This is a genomic window from uncultured Mobiluncus sp., from assembly GCF_902488535.1.
Lineage (GTDB): Bacteria > Actinomycetota > Actinomycetes > Actinomycetales > Actinomycetaceae > Mobiluncus.
In genome coordinates this window covers 35,177-53,513 of the sequence record NZ_CABTWO010000016.1, presented here as the reverse complement: position 1 = coordinate 53,513, position 18,337 = coordinate 35,177, and the positions used below count along the sequence as shown (strand labels likewise).

17 protein-coding genes are annotated in these 18,337 nt (G+C 57.2%); all 17 read left to right on the top strand.

What is annotated here, in order from left to right; all coding sequences use genetic code 11:
- The coding region (locus tag RDL66_RS06855; RefSeq protein ID WP_308536100.1) for a Rib/alpha-like domain-containing protein at nucleotides 1-831 on the top strand (831 nt) is incomplete at its 5' end.
- A gap of 347 nt (nucleotides 832-1,178) precedes the next feature.
- Nucleotides 1,179-3,188, top strand: coding sequence for a threonine--tRNA ligase (gene thrS, locus RDL66_RS06850; RefSeq protein ID WP_308536098.1), 2,010 nt, complete (start codon nucleotides 1,179-1,181; stop codon nucleotides 3,186-3,188).
- 1 nt (nucleotide 3,189) lies between these two features.
- Nucleotides 3,190-3,747: an HIT domain-containing protein gene (locus RDL66_RS06845; RefSeq protein WP_308536096.1), complete on the top strand. Its 558-nt coding sequence runs from the start codon at nucleotides 3,190-3,192 to the stop codon at nucleotides 3,745-3,747.
- Nucleotides 3,748-3,789: 42 nt separating this feature from the next.
- Complete coding sequence (ybaK, locus tag RDL66_RS06840) at nucleotides 3,790-4,263, top strand: Cys-tRNA(Pro) deacylase (RefSeq protein WP_299293972.1); 474 nt, start codon at nucleotides 3,790-3,792, stop codon at nucleotides 4,261-4,263.
- A 61-nt stretch (nucleotides 4,264-4,324) separates the two neighbouring features.
- On the top strand, nucleotides 4,325-5,224 hold the full coding sequence (pdxS, locus tag RDL66_RS06835; RefSeq protein ID WP_282921644.1) for a pyridoxal 5'-phosphate synthase lyase subunit PdxS: 900 nt from the start codon (nucleotides 4,325-4,327) through the stop codon (nucleotides 5,222-5,224).
- A 42-nt stretch (nucleotides 5,225-5,266) separates the two neighbouring features.
- Nucleotides 5,267-5,893: a pyridoxal 5'-phosphate synthase glutaminase subunit PdxT gene (pdxT, locus tag RDL66_RS06830; RefSeq protein WP_308536094.1), complete on the top strand. Its 627-nt coding sequence runs from the start codon at nucleotides 5,267-5,269 to the stop codon at nucleotides 5,891-5,893.
- A 30-nt stretch (nucleotides 5,894-5,923) separates the two neighbouring features.
- Nucleotides 5,924-6,556: an NUDIX domain-containing protein gene (locus RDL66_RS06825; RefSeq protein ID WP_308536092.1), complete on the top strand. Its 633-nt coding sequence runs from the start codon at nucleotides 5,924-5,926 to the stop codon at nucleotides 6,554-6,556.
- Between the two features lie 180 nt (nucleotides 6,557-6,736).
- Nucleotides 6,737-8,176 carry an L-serine ammonia-lyase gene (locus tag RDL66_RS06820; RefSeq protein WP_308536090.1) on the top strand — a complete coding sequence of 480 codons (1,440 nt, stop codon included), beginning with the start codon at nucleotides 6,737-6,739 and terminating at the stop codon, nucleotides 8,174-8,176.
- A gap of 149 nt (nucleotides 8,177-8,325) precedes the next feature.
- The gene (locus RDL66_RS06815) at nucleotides 8,326-9,087 is read left to right on the top strand and encodes a YebC/PmpR family DNA-binding transcriptional regulator (protein ID WP_296183013.1); all 762 of its coding nucleotides are present in this window, start codon (nucleotides 8,326-8,328) and stop codon (nucleotides 9,085-9,087) included.
- Between the two features lie 8 nt (nucleotides 9,088-9,095).
- Nucleotides 9,096-9,737 (top strand): crossover junction endodeoxyribonuclease RuvC, encoded by a 642-nt coding sequence (gene ruvC, locus RDL66_RS06810; protein WP_308536087.1) that lies wholly within the window; start codon nucleotides 9,096-9,098, stop codon nucleotides 9,735-9,737.
- Nucleotides 9,738-9,773: 36 nt separating this feature from the next.
- Nucleotides 9,774-10,358 (top strand): Holliday junction branch migration protein RuvA, encoded by a 585-nt coding sequence (ruvA, locus tag RDL66_RS06805; protein ID WP_308536086.1) that lies wholly within the window; start codon nucleotides 9,774-9,776, stop codon nucleotides 10,356-10,358.
- Nucleotides 10,351-11,388 (top strand): Holliday junction branch migration DNA helicase RuvB, encoded by a 1,038-nt coding sequence (gene ruvB / locus RDL66_RS06800; RefSeq protein ID WP_299293991.1) that lies wholly within the window; start codon nucleotides 10,351-10,353, stop codon nucleotides 11,386-11,388. Before ruvA ends, ruvB begins: the two co-directional genes overlap by 8 nt.
- 71 nt (nucleotides 11,389-11,459) lie before the next feature.
- Nucleotides 11,460-11,948 (top strand): preprotein translocase subunit YajC, encoded by a 489-nt coding sequence (gene yajC, locus RDL66_RS06795; protein WP_308536084.1) that lies wholly within the window; start codon nucleotides 11,460-11,462, stop codon nucleotides 11,946-11,948.
- Nucleotides 11,949-12,002: 54 nt separating this feature from the next.
- Nucleotides 12,003-14,180, top strand: coding sequence for a protein translocase subunit SecD (gene secD / locus RDL66_RS06790; protein ID WP_308536082.1), 2,178 nt, complete (start codon nucleotides 12,003-12,005; stop codon nucleotides 14,178-14,180).
- Nucleotides 14,177-15,292, top strand: a complete 1,116-nt coding sequence (gene secF / locus RDL66_RS06785; RefSeq protein WP_308536080.1) for a protein translocase subunit SecF — start codon at nucleotides 14,177-14,179, stop codon at nucleotides 15,290-15,292. Before secD ends, secF begins: the two co-directional genes overlap by 4 nt.
- Entirely contained in the window at nucleotides 15,289-15,834 is a 546-nt protein-coding gene (locus tag RDL66_RS06780) for an adenine phosphoribosyltransferase (RefSeq protein ID WP_308536079.1), read from the top strand. Before secF ends, RDL66_RS06780 begins: the two co-directional genes overlap by 4 nt.
- Nucleotides 15,835-15,963: 129 nt before the next feature.
- Nucleotides 15,964-18,306 carry a bifunctional (p)ppGpp synthetase/guanosine-3',5'-bis(diphosphate) 3'-pyrophosphohydrolase gene (locus RDL66_RS06775; RefSeq protein ID WP_308536078.1) on the top strand — a complete coding sequence of 781 codons (2,343 nt, stop codon included), beginning with the start codon at nucleotides 15,964-15,966 and terminating at the stop codon, nucleotides 18,304-18,306.
- The last annotated feature ends 31 nt before the right edge of the window (nucleotides 18,307-18,337 follow it).

Here is an 18,337-nt window from a genome sequence, read left to right as displayed (position 1 = left end):
CCCGCCGGTACTGCTCCTGGCGATTATCCGGTGACGGTTAAGGTCACGTATCCGGACGGGACGACGGAGAACACCACGGTCACGATTCACGTGGCTCAGCAGAAAGAGGTGTATGACCCGAAGTATTCAGATCCGAAGCCTGGTGAGGCGGGGAAGACCCTCGTGGTTCCCGGACCGAAGAACAGTGACGGGAAACCGCTGCCGGGAGGCACTAAGTATTCTAAGGTCGACGGGCCTGATTGGGCGACGGTGGATCCCAATACGGGCGCGGTTACCGCTAATATTCCCGCCGATGCGACTCCCGGTGATTATCCGGTGACGGTTAAGGTCACGTATCCGGACGGGACGACGGATAACACCACGGTCACGATTCACGTGGCTAAACAGGACGTGGTTTACGATCCGAGGTACCGCAACCCGTCTCCGACCCCAGCTGGTGGGTCGGTAAAGATTCCTTCGCCTCAGGACTCTCACGGCGCACCCATTCCTGCAGGAACGACCTATACCAAGGTTCAAGGTCCCGATTGGGTTTCCGTGTCCGCTGACGGTTCGATTACCGCAAATATTCCGCTAAACGCCGCCCCCGGCAGCTATCGCGTTGGAATCAGGGTGGATTATCCGGACGGCACTTCCGAGACGATATATACCGATATCAAAGTGGGCGCTGTGAAAGCCAAAACCATAATTGGCATGCTGAGCAATACGGGCAGCAGCACCGCAGTCATCCTGCCCGCAGTCATGCTGTTGGTTCTGTGCGGAGCGTCTGCGATGGTGCTCTCGCGCCGGATGCGCAGGCTGGCTTCAGCCGGGAAGCATTGCCTAGCGTCCTAGGATATATTGGTCGGATTGGTGCAGGGTTATCCCGGCACCAATCCGATCTTTTTAGGTAGTGTGGCGGTTCGATTTGCCTCCTCAGATAGGAGGTTCTGTGACCCTGCTCGCTCGCAAGACGGTTGTGTGCTGGCGGCTTTATCCGAGGCCAAGGAAGTGGCGCGCAATTTTGCGGAGCAAAATTGCTGGCACTGCGGCGTGGCCTGCAAGCAAATTTGCGCGGTCTAATTCCCGAATTCCGTGTCTTTCCCGGTCATGTCGTTAGAGGACTGGAGCTAAATCTTTTTTCGTTTAATTCTCTCGCGTATAAGATTATCTCTGTAAACCCAGACTGAGAAAGGCGCAAAGTGTCCGAAATCAACGTCACTATTGACGGGAAAGCAACCCAAATTGAATCCACCATCACCGGCGAGGACCTGTACCGCGACCGCAAAGAAGTCATTGCTTACTTCATCAACGGTCAGGCCCGCGACCTGTATCGCGAACTTCACGACGGGGACACAGTCGAAGCCATCACTATTGAATCCGAGATGGGCTTGAACATTCTGCGCCACTCCTGCACTCACGTGATGGCCCAGGCCGTCAAGCAGGTTCGCCCGAACGTAAAGTACGGCATCGGCCCCTTCATTGAAAACGGCTTTTATTACGATTTCGGCGTCGATGAGCCTTTCACCCCGGAGGACTTGAAAGCCATTGAAAAATACATGGCGCGGATTTGTAAAGAAGACCAAAAGTTTGTGCGCCGGGTCGTCACCGAAGAGGAAGGTCGCCAGGAACTTGCCGATCAGCCTTACAAGCTGGAATTGATTGGCTTGAAAGGAACGGATGCAGATAATGACCAGGCTGCTGCCGGGGCTTCGGTGGAAGTCGGCGGCACCGAACTGACGATTTACGACAACGTGCGCAAGAACGGTGAGGTAGCCTGGAAGGACTTGTGCCGCGGCCCGCACGTACCTTCGACCCGACTGCTGAACGGGGTGTTTAAGCTGATGAAGGTGTCAGCCGCATACTGGCGCGCCGACCAGGCCAATGACTCCCTGCAACGCATCTACGGCACCGCTTGGGCGACCAAAGACGACCTGAAAGAATACGTGACCCGCATGGAGGAAGCCGCCAAACGCGACCATCGCCGGCTGGGCAATGAGCTCGACCTGTTCAGTTTCCCGGAGGAAATCGGTTCCGGCTTGGCCGTGTTCCACCCCAAGGGCGCGATGGTGCGCATGGAGATGGAAAACTATTCTCGGCGCCGCCACCTCGAGGAGGGGTACTCGTTCGTCTACACTCCGCACGTCACCAAGGGGCAACTGTTTGAAACGTCAGGGCACCTGGAATGGTACAAAGACGGCATGTTCCCGCCCATGCGTGTGGACGAGGAATGCGACGACCAGGGCAACGTTACGAAGGAAGGCTTCGACTACTACTTGAAGCCCATGAACTGCCCTATGCACAATCTCATCTATAAATCCCGTTCGCGTTCCTATCGAGAGCTGCCGCTACGTTTGTTCGAATTCGGGACCGTATACCGTTACGAAAAATCCGGTGTGGTTCACGGCCTGACCCGCGGACGCGGCTTTACCCAGGACGACAGTCACATCTATTGCACGCGCGAACAGATGAAAGACGAGTTGACGAAACTGTTGAACTTTGTGCTGGATTTGTTGAAGGACTACGGCCTGGACGATTTTTACCTGGAGCTGTCCACGAAAGATCCGCACAAGTTCGTGGGCACCGACGAGATCTGGGAGGAAGCGACCAATACGCTGGCCGAAGTCGCCACAGCCTCGGGCTTAGAGTTGGTGCCGGATCCCGAAGGGGCGGCGTTCTACGGTCCCAAGATTTCCGTGCAAGCTCGCGACGCGATTGGGCGGACCTGGCAGATGTCGACCATTCAGCTGGACTTCAACCTGCCCGAGCGTTTCGATTTGGAATACACCGCAGCCGATGGCACCCGGCAGCGTCCCGTCATGATTCACCGCGCTTTGTTCGGTTCTATCGAGCGCTTCTTTGGGGTGCTCACCGAACACTACGCCGGAGCGTTCCCGGCTTGGCTGGCGCCGGTGCAGGTACGTTTGGTGCCGGTGGCAGAGGCGTTCAACGACTACTGCGACGACATTGCGAACCGGCTGCGGGCGGAAAATGTGCGAGTCGAAGTCGATGAGACAGACGATCGCTTCGGCAAGAAGATCCGCAACGCCGCCAAGGACAAGATTCCTTTCACCCTCATTGCCGGCGGGGAGGACGCCCAGGCGAACGCAGTGTCCTTTAGGTACCGCGGTGGCGAGCAAAAGAACGGTGTCCCGATTGACCAGGCGATAGCGGAAATCCTGGAGGCCATCCGCAGCCGCAGGAACGATTAACATGACTGACTTACCCGCGGAATCAAGCGAAAACTTCGGTGCGCAAACTGACGGGCTGGAGCGCTTGTGGACCCCTCATCGGATGGTGTACATCGACGATGGGCCACATCGTGACGTGAAAGCGTGCCCGTTTTGCGAGGGCCCGAAAGGTGATGACGAACAGAACCTGATTGTGTATCGGGGCAAGACTTGCTTCGTGGTGATGAACCTGTTTCCCTACAATCCCGGCCATGTTCTGGTTTTGCCTTACCGTCACGTTCCTGACTACACCGATTTGGACTTTGCTGAACGCATCGAATTCGGTGAGCTGACCGCGCATACGATGGAGGTCATTCGCCAGGTCAAAGCGCCGCAAGGCTTTAACCTGGGGATGAATCAGGGCGCGGTCGCGGGTGCCGGAATCGCGGGACACCTGCATCAACACATCGTGCCGCGCTGGGCGGGGGACGCGAATTTCTTTCCCATCGTGGCGCGCACGAAAGCTGTCCCGGAACTGTTGGGCCAGACTCGCCAGGTCCTGGCTGAGGCGTTCGGCGACTGGCAGCCGCGCGAAATCTGAAATCTCCCGCTACGGGACTTGAGAAACTGTAGCTCAATCACGATGAAAACCACCAAGACCAACGCGATGCGACTGCTGGACGGCGCCGGGGTAGCCTATGAAACCTCAAGCTACCCGACGGACGGGGATATCGGTGCACTGCATACCGCCGAAGTCTTGGGGATCTCCGCCGAACTCATCTACAAGACCCTGGTGCTGGAGGACGGGCAGGGCGGACACTACGTCGCGGTCGTTCCTGCCGATGCTGAGCTGGATTTGAAAAAGACGGCCGCGCATTTCGGCGTGAAACATGTCCAGCTCATCAACTGGCGGACACTGCGGGACGTGACGGGGTACATCCGCGGGGGATGCTCCCCGTTGGGGATGAAAAAATTGTTCCCCACCGTCATCGAAGAAACCGCCGTTTTGCACGATAAGTTCTATGTTTCGGCAGGGTTGCGTGGTCGGCAAATTGTGGTCAATCCTCAGGATTTGGCACAAGTGGTGTCGGCCGGTTTCGCCGATATCGTGCAGTAATCGCTAAAATAGGGACGACTGAGAAATCGTAACCAGAATTTGAACAAGGAAAGAAGGCAAAATGTCTGATCAACTGGCGCAAGGAACCGGGACTGATTTGGTGAAGCGGGGCATGGCTCAAATGCTCAAGGGCGGTGTCATTATGGATGTCGTCAACGCGGAGCAGGCCAAGATTGCCCAAGATGCCGGTGCCGTGGCGGTGATGGCTTTGGAGCGTGTTCCGGCGGATATTCGCGCCGAAGGCGGCGTCGCGCGGATGAGCGACCCTGATCTGATTGACGGCATCATCAACGCGGTGTCTATTCCCGTGATGGCAAAAGCCCGGATTGGCCATTTTGCGGAAGCTCAGGTGTTGCAGAGCCTGGGGGTGGACTACATCGATGAGTCCGAAGTTTTGACCCCGGCCGACTACAAGCATCACATCAACAAGTGGGATTTCACCGTGCCTTTCGTGTGCGGAGCCACTAACCTCGGTGAGGCTTTGCGCCGTATCAGTGAGGGCGCGGCCATGATTCGTTCCAAGGGCGAAGCCGGTACCGGGGACGTGTCCAATGCGGTAACCCATATGCGCACCATGACTTCGCAAATCAACCGCCTGACCACCATGCGTCCCGATGAACTGTTTGACGCCGCCAAGGAATTGCAGGCTCCCTATCCGCTGGTCAAAGAGGTTGCGGAAACCGGGAAGCTGCCGGTCGTGCTGTTTACCGCGGGCGGTATCGCCACTCCTGCTGACGCAGCGTTGATGATGCAGCTGGGTTCCGAAGGCGTGTTCGTGGGTTCCGGCATCTTTAAGTCAGGTGATCCGGCGAAGCGCGCGGCGGCGATTGTCAAGGCCACAGCTCGCTACAACGAACCGGAAGTCGTCGCTGAGGTATCCCGTTCCTTGGGCGAAGCCATGGTCGGCATCAACGTTCACGATATTCCTGACGACGCGCGCTTGGCTCAGCGCGGCTGGTAATCCTCGGTATCGCTGAGTTTTGCCGAAACACCAGAGAAAAGGATGACTTTGGAGCAAAATCAATGGCGCGTGGGCGTCTTAGCTCTGCAAGGTTCGGTGGTTGAGCACGTGCGGGCTTTGCACGCGCTGGGAGCCGTACCGGTGGAGGTAAAAGTTCCCTCCCACCTGCAGGATTTGGATGGTTTGATTATTCCCGGCGGGGAATCGACCACCATGTACAAGTTGGCGCGCGCCTTCGATTTATTCGACCCGTTGAAAGCCTTCGTCCACAGCGGAAAAGCCATTTATGGTAGCTGCGCGGGCATGATTATGCTGGCGGACCACATTGTTGACGGGATAGACGGCCAAGAAACTCTGGGGGGATTGGACGTGGTCGTGCGGCGTAACGCGTTTGGCCGGCAAGTCGATTCGGCGCAAAGCTTCGTCGACCCCGGTTCTTTTGGTGGTGACCAGCCCCTCCCAGCTGTGTTCATTCGCGCCCCCTGGGTGGAATCGGTCGGAGCGGGGGTGGAAGTGCTCTCGACTTGGCAGCAGACCCCAAACTCGGCTCCGCGGGTGGTGGCGGTGCGCCAAGGCCCCTTGCTAGCGACGTCATTCCATCCCGAAGTCACCGACGACCTGCGCGTACACCGCTACTTCCTGGACCTTGTGAAAGCCCAAGCCAACTGAGACGACACCGAAAGGGCGAGGGAACAGGTCATGGACGAGGTTTTTCACTCCGGCGGGCACGGCGAAACTGCGCCGAGCACTAGGCCCGACAACGACACCGAAACCTCTATTGACGACTATTTTCTGCGGGAATGGCCCCGGGACGAGGCCGGCTATTATCATCGCCAAGCGGCGCGAGTCGTGGCTTTCAACAGCCACGATGAACTGCTGTTGCTGCGCGGACATGACTTTTCAGACTTCGAGCACTGGTGGTGGTTTACCGTCGGGGGCGGTCTGGAAGCGGGGGAGGACCCGCGAGACGGAGCCGTGCGGGAGTTCTTTGAAGAAACGGGCTACCGCCTCAGTCCAGATGCGCTGGTTGGACCGGTGCTGCGCCGTCACGCCACCTTCGACTTTCACGCCTTGACCTGCCGTCAGGACGAACTTTTCTTTCTCACAGGGCTTCCCGGGTCGCCCGTGTTTGTGCGTGACGGGTTCACCGCGGTTGAACGGGAAGTTTTAGATGAACTGAAATGGTGGGACGTCGACGCTTTACAGCGTGAAATAGCTGGCGGGGCAGTGGTTTACCCGCTGGATTTGGTTTCCCTGGCTCGCGGATGGGTGCGAGGCTGGGACGGGACCTGCCCAGAAATCAGCGAAGGTACCGTCGGGAAACGCCACTGATCCGGTTAAACGTTTGGTGCCCGGCCAAAGACCAGAACTTGCGGTTCATAGTCACGACGTATTTCTGAACGTAGTTCATCAGTCTGACTGGCGATAGAGGCGTGCGCCTGACGTCGCCAGATTAGCAATCGACCGAGTGGTGCTATCCCCGGGGCAGGTTTCGGGCTAAAATTGATGTTTATGCTCGCTTCCTCGCTTTCCGTGTTTGATGTTATCCAAGTCGGTGTCGGCCCTTCCGCTTCGCACACCGTCGGGCCGATGCGGGCCGGTGCGGATTTCGCGGCGCTGTTGCTTGATTCCGGGCAGCCTTTCCAGCGTTTAGAGATTGAGCTCCAGGGTTCTTTGGGTGCCACCGGCCGCGGCCACCTCAGCGATGGCGCAGTGCTGTGTGGGCTCTCCGGCTTCGTTCCGGCTACGGTCCAACCTGGAGTGGTGGCACGTCTGTTAGCTGCGGTGACTCCCGAGGGGTCACTAGTCTTGCCGGGCGGGTTGACGGTTCCTTTCTGTTTTGAACGGGATTTGCTTTTTCGACCGCAGACAATAGCCCCGTTCCACGCGAATTCTTTGGTGATTCGAGCCTACGACGACACCCAGGTCACCTTTTCGAAACGCTACTACTCGATTGGCGGAGGTTTCGTCACCCGTGACGAGGCAGATTTCGGGGAACCCGGGGAGCTGACCTCGCTGGATGAAAGTACCGCCGCAACTACCGTGCCTTACCCGTACAACTCTATGGACGACCTTCTGCAACTGGCGCAAAGCGAGGGCAAATCCCTCGGCGACCTGGTGCGTGCCAACGAGTTAAGCCGCATGACCCGTGCAGAGTTGGGACACGGGCTGGACAATTTGCGCAAGATGATGAACAAATGCATCGATAACGGCTGCGCGAACAAGGAAACCATCCTGCCGGGCGGGTTGTCCGTGCCGCGCCGAGCCCACCGGCTGTTCACTCACTTGCGAGCTCGTGACGGCAAGCCCGGAACTCCCGCCATTTGGCGTAGTTTCGCCCAAGATCCCATGCGGGCGATGGATTGGGTGAACCTGTGGGCGCTGTCGGTGAACGAGGAAAACGCGGCTGGCGGAATGGTGGTGCGAGCCCCCACGAACGGCTCGGCGGGTATCGTGGCCGCGGTGGGACGCTATCTGCAGTGGTTTTGTCCCGAAGTGGAAACGAAATGCGGCCCGGCACAACGGGACTACCTGACGGTAGCCGGAGCTGTGGGCGGAATCATTAAAACGAACGCTTCCGTGGCCGGGGCGGAAGTCGGCTGCCAAGGCGAAGTCGGATCCGCGGCGGCGATGGCTGCGGGAGGTTTGGCGGCGGCTCTGGGGGGCAGTCCCCATCAGATTGAAAACGCGGCTGAAATCGCGATGGAGCATAATCTGGGCCTGACCTGCGATCCTATCGGGGGACTGGTGCAGGTGCCCTGTATCGAGCGCAATGCCATCGCCGCAGTTCACGCCATCAACGCCGCCCGGATGAGCCTGTGGGGAGACGGAACACATCGGGTCAGCTTTGACGAAGTCATCGAAACTATGTACGAAACCGGCTTGGATATGAGCTCGAAATACAAAGAAACCGCCACTGGGGGACTGGCGGTCAACGTTGTGGAATGCTGAGAAAGTTCCGCTCGGGGGGCGAAATTTGGATTTGTCACGATTGAGGTTCGGGAATTGAGTCGGATTTGCGGTAACCTCAGTTAGACGATTCGAGGAATGTTTTATTAAAATGTCTTCGTTATAGGCGAGAAGTTTAAGGAGATACATCAATGTCGGGTCACTCAAAATGGGCCACCACAAAACATAAGAAAGCCGCCATCGACGCCAAGCGCGGCAAGCTGTTTGCACGCCTGATTAAGAACATCGAAGTGGCGGCGCGTACCGGCGGAGGCGATCCTGCCGGCAATCCGACCCTTTTTGACGCGATTCAGAAAGCTAAGAAATCCTCCGTTCCCGCGGATAACATCGATCGCGCGGTGAAGCGCGGTTCCGGCGCTGAATCGGGCGGTGCCGACTGGCAGTCCATCACTTATGAAGGTTACGGCCCCAGCGGGGTGGGCTTTATCGTGGAATGCCTGACCGATAACAAGAATCGCGCTGTTTCCGAAGTGCGTACCATCTTTAGCCGTAACGGCGGCAACATGGCAGATTCCGGCTCGGTGTCCTACCAGTTTGCCCGCCGTGGAGTCATCGAAGTTGCCAAAGTTGACGGCTTGGACGAGGACAAGATTCTTGACGCGGTACTGGCCGCCGGTGCCGATGACGTGGAAGATGCCGGTGAACTCTTTATTATCGAGACCGAACCGGCGGACTTGGTGGCGGTGCGCACCGCTTTGCAAGACGCGGGGATTGACTACGATTCGGCCGAATCCCAGTTCGTTCCCTCGGTTAAGGTCGACCTTGATTTAGAGGCCTATCGCAAGGTCATGCGCCTGTTTGACGCCCTTGACGACAGCGACGACGTTCAGAACGTGTTTATGAACGGCGACGCCTCCGACGACGTCATCGCGCAATACGAAGCTGAAGAGTAAACAACTTCATGAGAGTTTTGGGCATCGACCCCGGTATCACCAGGTGTGGTATCGGGGTCGTTGACTTTGACACGAGTCGGCAGTGTACCTTGGTTTATGTGGACGTCGTGCGCAGCGACCCGAACACCGCTACTCAGTTTCGGCTGTTGAAAATTTCGCAAGGCATAGCGGAGGCTATCACCCGGTTTCAGCCGGACATTGTCGCTTTGGAGCGTCCTTTCGCGAAAGAAAATCGTCAATCCGTGGCTACCACTATGCAGGCTATGGGCATCGCGATGGTCGAGGCTGCCCGCCAGGGTCTGCCCGTGGCGGTGCACACTCCTTCGGAGGTGAAAGCGGCTGTGAGCGGCAACGGAAGTGCCTCGAAAGCGCAGGTGCAAGCCATGGTGGCGCGGATCCTGCGGTTGGATAAACCTCCGAAACCCGCCGACGCGGCGGACGCGTTGGCCATTGCCATCACCCAAGCTTGGCGCGGCACGGGGATTCTCGGTGCCGGGTCAGACGGAGACTTTAGCGTCAGTCTGAGCGGAAAAGTGAAAACTCCGGCCGGAACCCACTTGACCGCCGCCCAACGCTTGTGGGCGGAAGCGGAAGCAAAAACTCGACGTTCCGGCGCGGTGGATCCGCGGCGGCAGCAGAAACCGCTATAGTACAAGTGTTCGAATTTATAACCGCGAGGACAACCAGTGATTTCGATAATTAAAGGGGAAGTCGTCTCTAAGAAGCTCGACCGCGCCACGGTGCTGGCGGGGGGACTGGGACTGGAATTTTTTGCCACCCCCAATACTCTGGCCGCTTTGGTTCCCGAAACGGTCGCCACAGTGCAAACCTACCTGGTGGTTCGCGAAGACTCCCTCACCCTCTATGGATTCGCCACCGCCTCGGAACGTGATACTTTCGCGACTTTGATGCAGGTAAAGGGGATAGGTCCCAAGCTCGGTCTGGCCGCCCTGTCAGTTTTGAGCCCCGAGGCTTTGGCGGCGGCGGTAGCTAACAGTGACGTGGCCACCTTGCAAAGTATTCCCGGAGTGGGCAAGAAATCTGCCGAACGGATGATTCTGGAAATCGGGGACAAGCTCGGCGGCGTTCCCGGCGTGGCGGCGCCCGCGGGGACGGCATCCGGATTCAATACCTCCACAGTCGTCGAAGCACTGAGCAATCTAGGCTACAGTCAAGGCTTAGCGGCTGAAGCCGTCAGCGCGGTGCAGGCCAGCGACGCCCCAACCGCGTTGCGGGAAGCTTTGAAGTACCTGGGGAGTAAACGTGGCTGAAGATACAGATTTTTCCTACGAACAGCGGTTGGTCGATTCCTCCGCTCCCGATGCGGAACGTGCTGCGGAAGCGGCTTTGCGACCGAAAACACTCAGCGATTTTATCGGTCAGGAAACCGTCAAGACCCAGTTGCAGCTGGTTCTTTCGGCTGCCAAAGAACGCGGCGAGGCCGCTGACCATGTTCTGTTAGCGGGTCCTCCCGGGCTGGGTAAGACGACTTTGGCGATGATTATCGCCGCGGAAATGTCGTCTTCGCTGCGCCTGACTTCCGGGCCAGCTATCGGTCACGCCGGGGATTTAGCGGCAATACTGTCCTCCCTGCAAGAGGGCGACGTGTTGTTTATCGACGAGATTCACCGGTTGGCGCGTCCCGCCGAAGAAATGCTTTACCTGGCGATGGAAGATTTCCGGGTCGACGTCGTGGTGGGCAAGGGCCCGGGAGCAACTTCGATTCCTCTAACTCTGCCGCCCTTTACGCTGGTCGGAGCCACGACTCGGGCGGGTCTACTGCCTGCCCCGCTGCGTGACCGTTTCGGTTTTACCGCGCATCTGGAACCCTACCAGCCCCCCGATTTGGCTCTCATCGTGAAACGTTCGGCCAGTTTGCTGGGTGCTGAAATTACCGAGGACGCGGCCGGCGAAATCGCCAGTCGCTCCCGCGGTACCCCCCGGGTGGCAAACCGTTTGCTGCGTCGAGTCATCGACTTTGCCCTGGTCCACGACCATCCTCGCTGTGACCTGGAGTCGGCGCGCCGTGCATTGGAACTCTTTGAAGTCGACGAACTCGGCTTGGACCGCTTGGACCGCAGTGTTTTGCGGGCGGTAATAGAGAGGTTTGCCGGTGGGCCGGTCGGGTTGCACACCCTTGCGGTGTCGGTCGGGGAGGAACCGGAGACGATTGAAGAAGTCGTGGAACCATTCCTAGTTCGAGAGGGACTTCTGGTGCGTACCAACCGCGGACGCGCCATCACCCCGAAAGGCTGCGAGCACCTCGGGGTCACCCCGCCGGCCGAGAATGCCTTGTTTTAGTGGGTATATTTTCCGTTTTTAACCCGCAGGCTTTAGACTTGGACGGTCGCCTATTTAAGGAAGGTTTATCTGTGCTGCCATTTCAAAATGCTGCCACCAACGCCCAAAATCCCATCATTACCTGGGGGATACTAGGTCTCGCGTTCCTGTTGATGATTGTCTTTATGCGCCGCTCCGGTCAGAAACGCGCGTCTCAGATGGAGGAACAGCGCAAGAGTATGGAACAGATGATGACTCCGGGAACCTGGGTGCGTACCACTTCCGGGTTCTTCGGTAAAGTCGTCGAAGTCAGCGGGGAAGTCATTACCTTGTCGAATCTGACCGGCGAGGAAACCCTGTGGGATATCCGAGCCATCGCCAAAGTGGAGAATCCGAACTTCGGGACAGTCAATGACTCGGATGCTGGTGTGCAGACAGCTGTGGAGTCGTCGGATTCGGAGGGACATTCCGCTCCGCAAGCCCTTGAAACTAAGTCGGACGACTCCGGTTTTGGCTCGAACGAGGACGAAGATTCCCCCCACGGCGAGGACACCGAAACCGACGAGGGTCACACCTACTGACCCCAAAGATTCTTTAGAGAAAACATTGCAAGTTAGATAAAAGAAGGAAAATCTGTGGCTGCCAAAAAGACTAAGAACAGGGCGTTGCGCACACTTATATTTTTCATCGTGATTGTGGTGGCTCTGGCCGGGACTTTGGTTGGTTCGACCATTTTCTCAAACGGCTCGTTCGCCCCGAAGCTGGCAATCGACCTTGAAGGCGGAACCCAGCTGATTCTCACCCCGAAGAATACAGAAGCTAAGGCCAAGGCCATCTCAGACGCTGATATTGAACAGGCTATTGAGGTTATTCGCCAGCGTATCGACGCCTCCGGCGTGGCCGAAGCAGAGATTGCCCGTAACGGTCAGGAAAACATTTCGGTTGGTATTCCAGGCAACCCCAGTGAAGAAACTTTGGCTTTGATTCAGCAGTCCGCGGTTATGCGTTTCCGTACCGTCCTCCTCAGCGCTCCGGGTAACGCCACGAACAATGAAGATCCCCAAGCTCTCTTGGGGCAGCTGACCGGCGCCGCGGCTCCTGCCGGGCAAAACCAGCCGGCGGCGGGTGCAGCTGGTGGCCAAGAGATTCAGACCAAGGTCGGCGAAGGCAATAACACGGTGACAATTCCGCCGTCTGCACCAGCTGAGAAGGGTCAGACGCAGTCTTTGGTGTTCAACTCTACGGATCCCAACGCCACGCCCACGCCGAGCGCCCCGAATGAGACTGCTCCCGCTATCGCCCCGGCCGCTAAGCAACCGTCCTCCGCGGCGATTCCTTTCGATGAACTCATGAAAGAGGCGGAAAAATATCCCGATACCCCGGCTGGTCAGTCCAATGTCATTAACGACCGGAAACACATCACCGTGCGGGATATGTTCATCTTTAACCACCTGGATTGTACCGACCCGGCCTCCCTCAAGGGCGGCTCGTTGGACGATCCGAAAAAGAACCTGGTGGCCTGTTCTAAGGAAGGCTACGAGAAATACATCTTGGGTCCTGAAGTCCTCTCCGGTACCGACTTGGTTTCTGCGTCTTCCGGGATGGGAACCAACCAGCAGGGTAACGCCACCGGTCAGTGGGAAGTCGCGCTGAAACTCAATGCCGATGGGGCTAAGAAATTCGACGAAGTTGCTAAGGTGTTGTACCCCAACCAAACCCAGGGGAGCAACCGCAATCCTGACAACAACCGTTTCGCGATTGTGCTGGACTCTTTGGTCGTTAGCGCCCCGGGGGTCAACGCCCCGGCATTTGGCGGCTCAGCATCTATTTCCGGTTCTTTGACGCGGGAATCTTCCGCCACTTTGGCGAACCAGCTCCAGTTTGGTTCTCTGCCTTTGAACTTTGAACAGCAGTCCAAGCAGTCCATCTCGGCGACCTTGGGCGGCGAACACCTGAAAGTCGGGTTCTATGCCGCTATTGTCGGTTTGATTCTGGTCGTGCTGTACCTGCTGCAGCAGTACCACGCTTTGGCAGGCTTGGCGACGGCCTCCCTGTTCCTCGCGGGCGGCATCGTGTACCTAGCTGTGGCAATCCTGTCGTGGTCGATGGGATACCGTCTGTCTCTAGCGGGCGTGGTCGGTTTGATTGTGGCAGTCGGCGTGACCATGGACTCGTTCATCATCTATTTCGAACGTATCCGAGACGAGGTGCGTGACGGCAAGCCCCTGGCCACCGCGGTTGAAACCGGCTGGAATCGGGCAAAGCGCACCATCGTGGTGTCCGATATTGTGAACATCGTGGCTGCGGTGGTTCTCTATGTTCTGGCTGTCGGCGGCGTGCAGGGCTTCGCGTTTACCTTGGGCTTGACCACTTTGGTGGACTTGGGAATCATCTTCCTGTTTACCCACCCGATGATGTCGTTGCTAATCAAGACCCGTTACTTTGGTGAAGGCCGGAAGTTTAGCGGTCTGGACCCGCTGCACCTCGGTGCCAGTAGTGACCGCATCTATATGCAGTCTGCCTCGACGACGTCTTCGCCCCGCAAAAAGAAATCTGCACAAAAGGTCGCCGCTCCAACCATATCTCTGGCTCGCCAAAAGGCTGGTCTGCCTCAGGTGGATGAGGAGGAGGCAGAAGAGACTTCTGCGACCCCGGCTGAGGACACCACGCCGGAAACTCCCGCGAAAGAGCCTGCACCGGACGCGTCCCCGAAAGACCCGGAAGACCTCACTTCTGAAACAGCGGAAGCTGCTGAAAGCGAGGACACCGCCTCGAAAGACGAACCCGCCCAGGGAGAGGAGGACGCGAAATGATGAGTTACGCCCAGTGGGGTAATGCGCTTTACTCCGGAAAAAAGTCTTACCGAATCATTCAGAAACGCCGGATTCCGCTCACGGTCGGGGCTATTCTGATGACCATTTCTGTCATCGGTATCGCGATTTTCGGGTTGAATCCGTCTATTGAGTTCACCGGCGGCGCCGAGTTTGTGGTTACGAACACGGCACCGAATCCGCCCCAGCAACCTGCTTACAACGCGGTGAAGGCTGCCGGGCTCAACGAACAGACCAAGGTTGCCCAGATGGGCACTAACGGTTTGCGGGTCCAAACCAGTCAGCAGCCCACCGACGTGGAGCTAAAGATTCAAAAGGAGCTGGCCAAAGCTTACAACGTGGACATTAAGAAAGTCTCTAAGACGTCGATTGGTCCGTCTTGGGGTGCGTCGGTGTCCAAGCAGGCTTTGGTTGGTTTGCTGGTCTTTATGGGCATGATTGCGCTGTTGCTGATGGCGTACTTCCGCACCTGGACCATGTCATTCTCCGCACTATTTGCGTTGATGCATGACTTCCTGATTACTCTGGGGGTTTTTGCCTACACACAGATTGAGATTACCCCGGCAACGATTATCGGTTTGCTGACCATCTTGGGTTACTCTCTGTACGACACGGTGGTGGTTTTCGATAAAATCCGTGAAAACACCCGTGATATGTTCAACCAGTCGCGTTCCAAGTACAACGAGCTGGCGAACCTCTCCATTAACCAAACCATGGTGCGTTCCATCAACACCTCCATCACCGGTATTCTGCCGGTATCGGCGATTCTGTTCCTGGGGGCGGCGCTCCTGGGAACATCCACCCTGCTAGATATCTCGATGCCGCTGTTTATCGGCATGATTGTCGGTACTTTCAGTTCCATCTTTATCGCTACACCGATGCTGACGCTGATTCGGGGTCGTTCGCAAGTCATCAAGGACCACAACGCCAAGGTTGACAAGGCGCGCGCCGCCGCTGTGGAATCTGGTGCCGCCACCCTCAACGAGGACGGCTCGTTCAAGGAGGTCACGCCCGCCGTGGTGGCCGCTCCCATGGTTCCCGGGCACCATAAGGGGCAGGCTGCGCAACCGAAACGGAAGAAGACTAAGAAATGAATACCGCTGTCGACATAGACCCGCGGCTCGGCGAGATTATTGCCGCGCACCTGACTTCGATTCCTGATTTTCCCCGGCCCGGTATTCTGTTTCGGGATTTTTCCCCGTTGCTCGCTTCGGGGGAGCCTTTCCGGGAACTCATTTCGGGGATTGCCGAATACTATCGGGGACGTGTCAACGCGGTCGCCGGTCTGGAGTCGCGCGGTTTTATCCTGTCCTCGCCTCTGGCAGTCGAGTTGAGCGTGCCGATGATTATGGTGCGTAAGGCTGGAAAACTGCCCGGTAAGGTAATTAGCGAATCCTACGATTTGGAATACGGCTCTGCTTCCATTCAGGTCCAGCCGGAAACAGTGAATGGCTTTGACAACATTTTGGTGGTTGACGACCTGTTGGCGACGGGAGGCACCGCGGCTGCGTCCGTGAAGCTGTTGGAAAATGCCGGGGGGCACGTGTCGGAAATCCTGGTACTGATGGAGCTAAAGGCTTTGAACGGACGTGCTCTCCTGGGCGACACCCCGTTCCAGTCGTTGTTGGAACTGTAGGTGTGTTTTTCGCGACCGTTAGGGTTTCCTGCTTGGGCCGTTGTTGACGTGGCGGCTGATTTTGGAAAAAAATCCAGGTCACGCCCGGTGCGACTAACGCTTATCGGGTAAAACAATTAGAATCTCTGTATGGAGCAAGCGCCGGAGATTGTCAACGAGCCCAGTGAGAATACTGGCGCTTTGCGGGGGTCCTTGTTCCGTTTAACCCGCACCCGCGGTTCGTACCGTGAACTGGAGCCCGTGTTGCGGGCTGTCAAGGAAAACCACCCGAAAGCGGATTTTGCCCTGTTGGAGCGGGCTTATGTGACTGCTGAACGCCGCCACCGGGGTCAGTTTCGCAAATCGGGGGAGCCCTACATTACGCATCCGGTTGCGGTCGCGACAATCCTCGCTGAACTAGGCATGTCGGAAACGACGGTAGCCGCGGGGCTGTTACACGATACGGTTGAGGATACCGATTATTCTTTGGAGCAATGCCGGCGTGATTTTGGTGAGGACATCGCCGCTTTGGTCGATGGGGTTACCAAGCTCGACAAAGTGAAGTACGGTGATTCTGCCCCAGCCGAAACTATCCGAAAAATGCTGGTCGCGATGGCAAAAGACATCCGGGTCCTGCTCATCAAACTCTCTGACCGTCTGCATAATGCGCGTACTTGGCGCTATGTCAGTAAAGAAAGCGCGGCGCGTAAGGCTAAGGAAACTCTGGAAATTTATGCTCCGCTGGCACACCGGATGGGACTCAATGCCATTAAATGGGAGCTGGAGGATTTGGCTTTTAAAACCCTCTATCCTCAGATTTATCAAGAAATCGACAAGCTTATTCAAGAGGCCGCGCCCCGGCGAGAGGAACAGCTCAGCGCCATCATCCAGACTATTGAAGGCGACTTACGCGAAGCGAAGATCAAGGGCACAGTGACCGGGCGCCCGAAACACCACTATTCGATTTATCAAAAGATGATTGTGCGCGGCCGCGACTTCAACGATATTTATGACTTGGTGGCGGTGCGCGTGCTGGTGGAATCCGTGCGGGATTGTTACGCCGTGCTAGGGCTGATGCACTCGCGGTGGTCTCCGATGCTGGGCCGGTTCAAAGACTATATCGCGATGCCAAAATACAACCTGTACCAGTCGCTGCACACCACGGTCATTGGTCCCAAAGGAAAACCGGTAGAGATTCAGATTCGCACCTATGAAATGCACCGCCGAGCCGAATTCGGGATTGCCGCCCACTGGAAATACAAGGAAAACCCCAATGCCAAATCGCTGAAAAAGTCCGAGGGTGGCAAAGTCTTAGACCTGGAAAATGAGATGGGCTGGCTGCGCCAATTGGTTGACTGGCAAAAGCAAACCCAAGACTCAGGGGAGTTCCTGGACTCGCTGCGTTACGAAATCAACTCTGCGCAGGTATATGTTTTCACCCCGAAAGGCCAAGTCGTGGTGCTGGCTGCCGGATCCACCCCGGTGGATTTCGCCTATTCTGTACACACCGAAGTGGGAAACAAGACAGTCGGTGCCAAAGTCAATGGCAAGCTGGTGCCGCTGGAGTCGAAACTGGAAAACGGCGACACGGTGGAAATTTTCACCTCCAAGTCTCCCGGTGCGTCCCCCAGTCGGGATTGGTTGTCTTTCGTAGCCACTCCGCGCGCGAAATCAAAGATTAAAGCCTGGTTCTCAAAGGAGCGCCGCGAGGAGTCCATCGATAAAGGTCGCGAAATTCTGGCGAAGGAAATTCGCAAACAGAAACTGCCGATTCACCAAATCGCCAGCCACGAATTTTTGGAATCGGTGGCAAACCAGTTGGGATTGCCCAACGTCGATACCCTTTATGCGACCATCGGAGACGCCCACGTCAGTGCACAAAACGTGGTGGAACGCCTGCTGAACTTTACGGGCTCCCTGACGGTAGACGATGACGAGGAAGTGTTAGCGGAGGAAGAAGCCGTCCCCACCCACACACCTACGACTGAATCTCGAGCCGGGGGTTCCGGAGTGTTGGTTGACGGTCAGGACGCTGATGACCTGTGGGTTAAGCTGGCAAAGTGCTGCACCCCGGTTCCCGGAGACGACATCATGGGATTTGTCACGCGGGGTCACGGGGTTTCCGTACACCGTGTGGACTGCGTGAATGCCAAGAATCTCAGTGAGGCCCAACCAGAACGCGTCACCGCCGTCACGTGGGCGCAACACGCCAAGACCCCGTTCCTGGTACAGGTGCAAATCGAGGCTTTGGACCGCGGGGGGCTGTTGAGCGACGTAACCCGGGTCCTCACCGACAATCACGTGAACATTCTCTCGGGCAATATTTCCACCACCCGCGACCGGGTGGCGTATTCGCGGTGGTCTTTTGAGCTGGCTGAGCCTTCCCACCTGCAAGACATTCTCAATGATCTGGGACGCATCTCAGGAGTTTATTCCGCGACCCGCGTGACTCCCGGAAAAAACGGCGCCTTAGAACCGACCTCGCAGTCTTAGACGGCGGGGGAAACTCAGAAAAATACTGGCC

Excerpts from the sequence above, each read along its gene's own strand:
- ruvC (WP_308536087.1), top strand. The coding sequence starts at position 9,096 with ATGAGAGTTTTGGGCATCGACCCCGGTATCACCAGGTGTGGTATCGGG.
- pdxS (WP_282921644.1), top strand. The coding sequence starts at position 4,325 with ATGTCTGATCAACTGGCGCAAGGAACCGGGACTGATTTGGTGAAGCGG.
- pdxT (WP_308536094.1), top strand. The coding sequence starts at position 5,267 with ATGACTTTGGAGCAAAATCAATGGCGCGTGGGCGTCTTAGCTCTGCAA.
- RDL66_RS06775 (WP_308536078.1), top strand. The coding sequence starts at position 15,964 with ATGGAGCAAGCGCCGGAGATTGTCAACGAGCCCAGTGAGAATACTGGC.
- RDL66_RS06825 (WP_308536092.1), top strand. The coding sequence starts at position 5,924 with ATGGACGAGGTTTTTCACTCCGGCGGGCACGGCGAAACTGCGCCGAGC.
- RDL66_RS06845 (WP_308536096.1), top strand. The coding sequence starts at position 3,190 with ATGACTGACTTACCCGCGGAATCAAGCGAAAACTTCGGTGCGCAAACT.
- RDL66_RS06780 (WP_308536079.1), top strand. The coding sequence starts at position 15,289 with ATGAATACCGCTGTCGACATAGACCCGCGGCTCGGCGAGATTATTGCC.
- RDL66_RS06820 (WP_308536090.1), top strand. The coding sequence starts at position 6,737 with ATGCTCGCTTCCTCGCTTTCCGTGTTTGATGTTATCCAAGTCGGTGTC.
- secF (WP_308536080.1), top strand. The coding sequence starts at position 14,177 with ATGATGAGTTACGCCCAGTGGGGTAATGCGCTTTACTCCGGAAAAAAG.
- RDL66_RS06815 (WP_296183013.1), top strand. The coding sequence starts at position 8,326 with ATGTCGGGTCACTCAAAATGGGCCACCACAAAACATAAGAAAGCCGCC.
- ybaK (WP_299293972.1), top strand. The coding sequence starts at position 3,790 with ATGAAAACCACCAAGACCAACGCGATGCGACTGCTGGACGGCGCCGGG.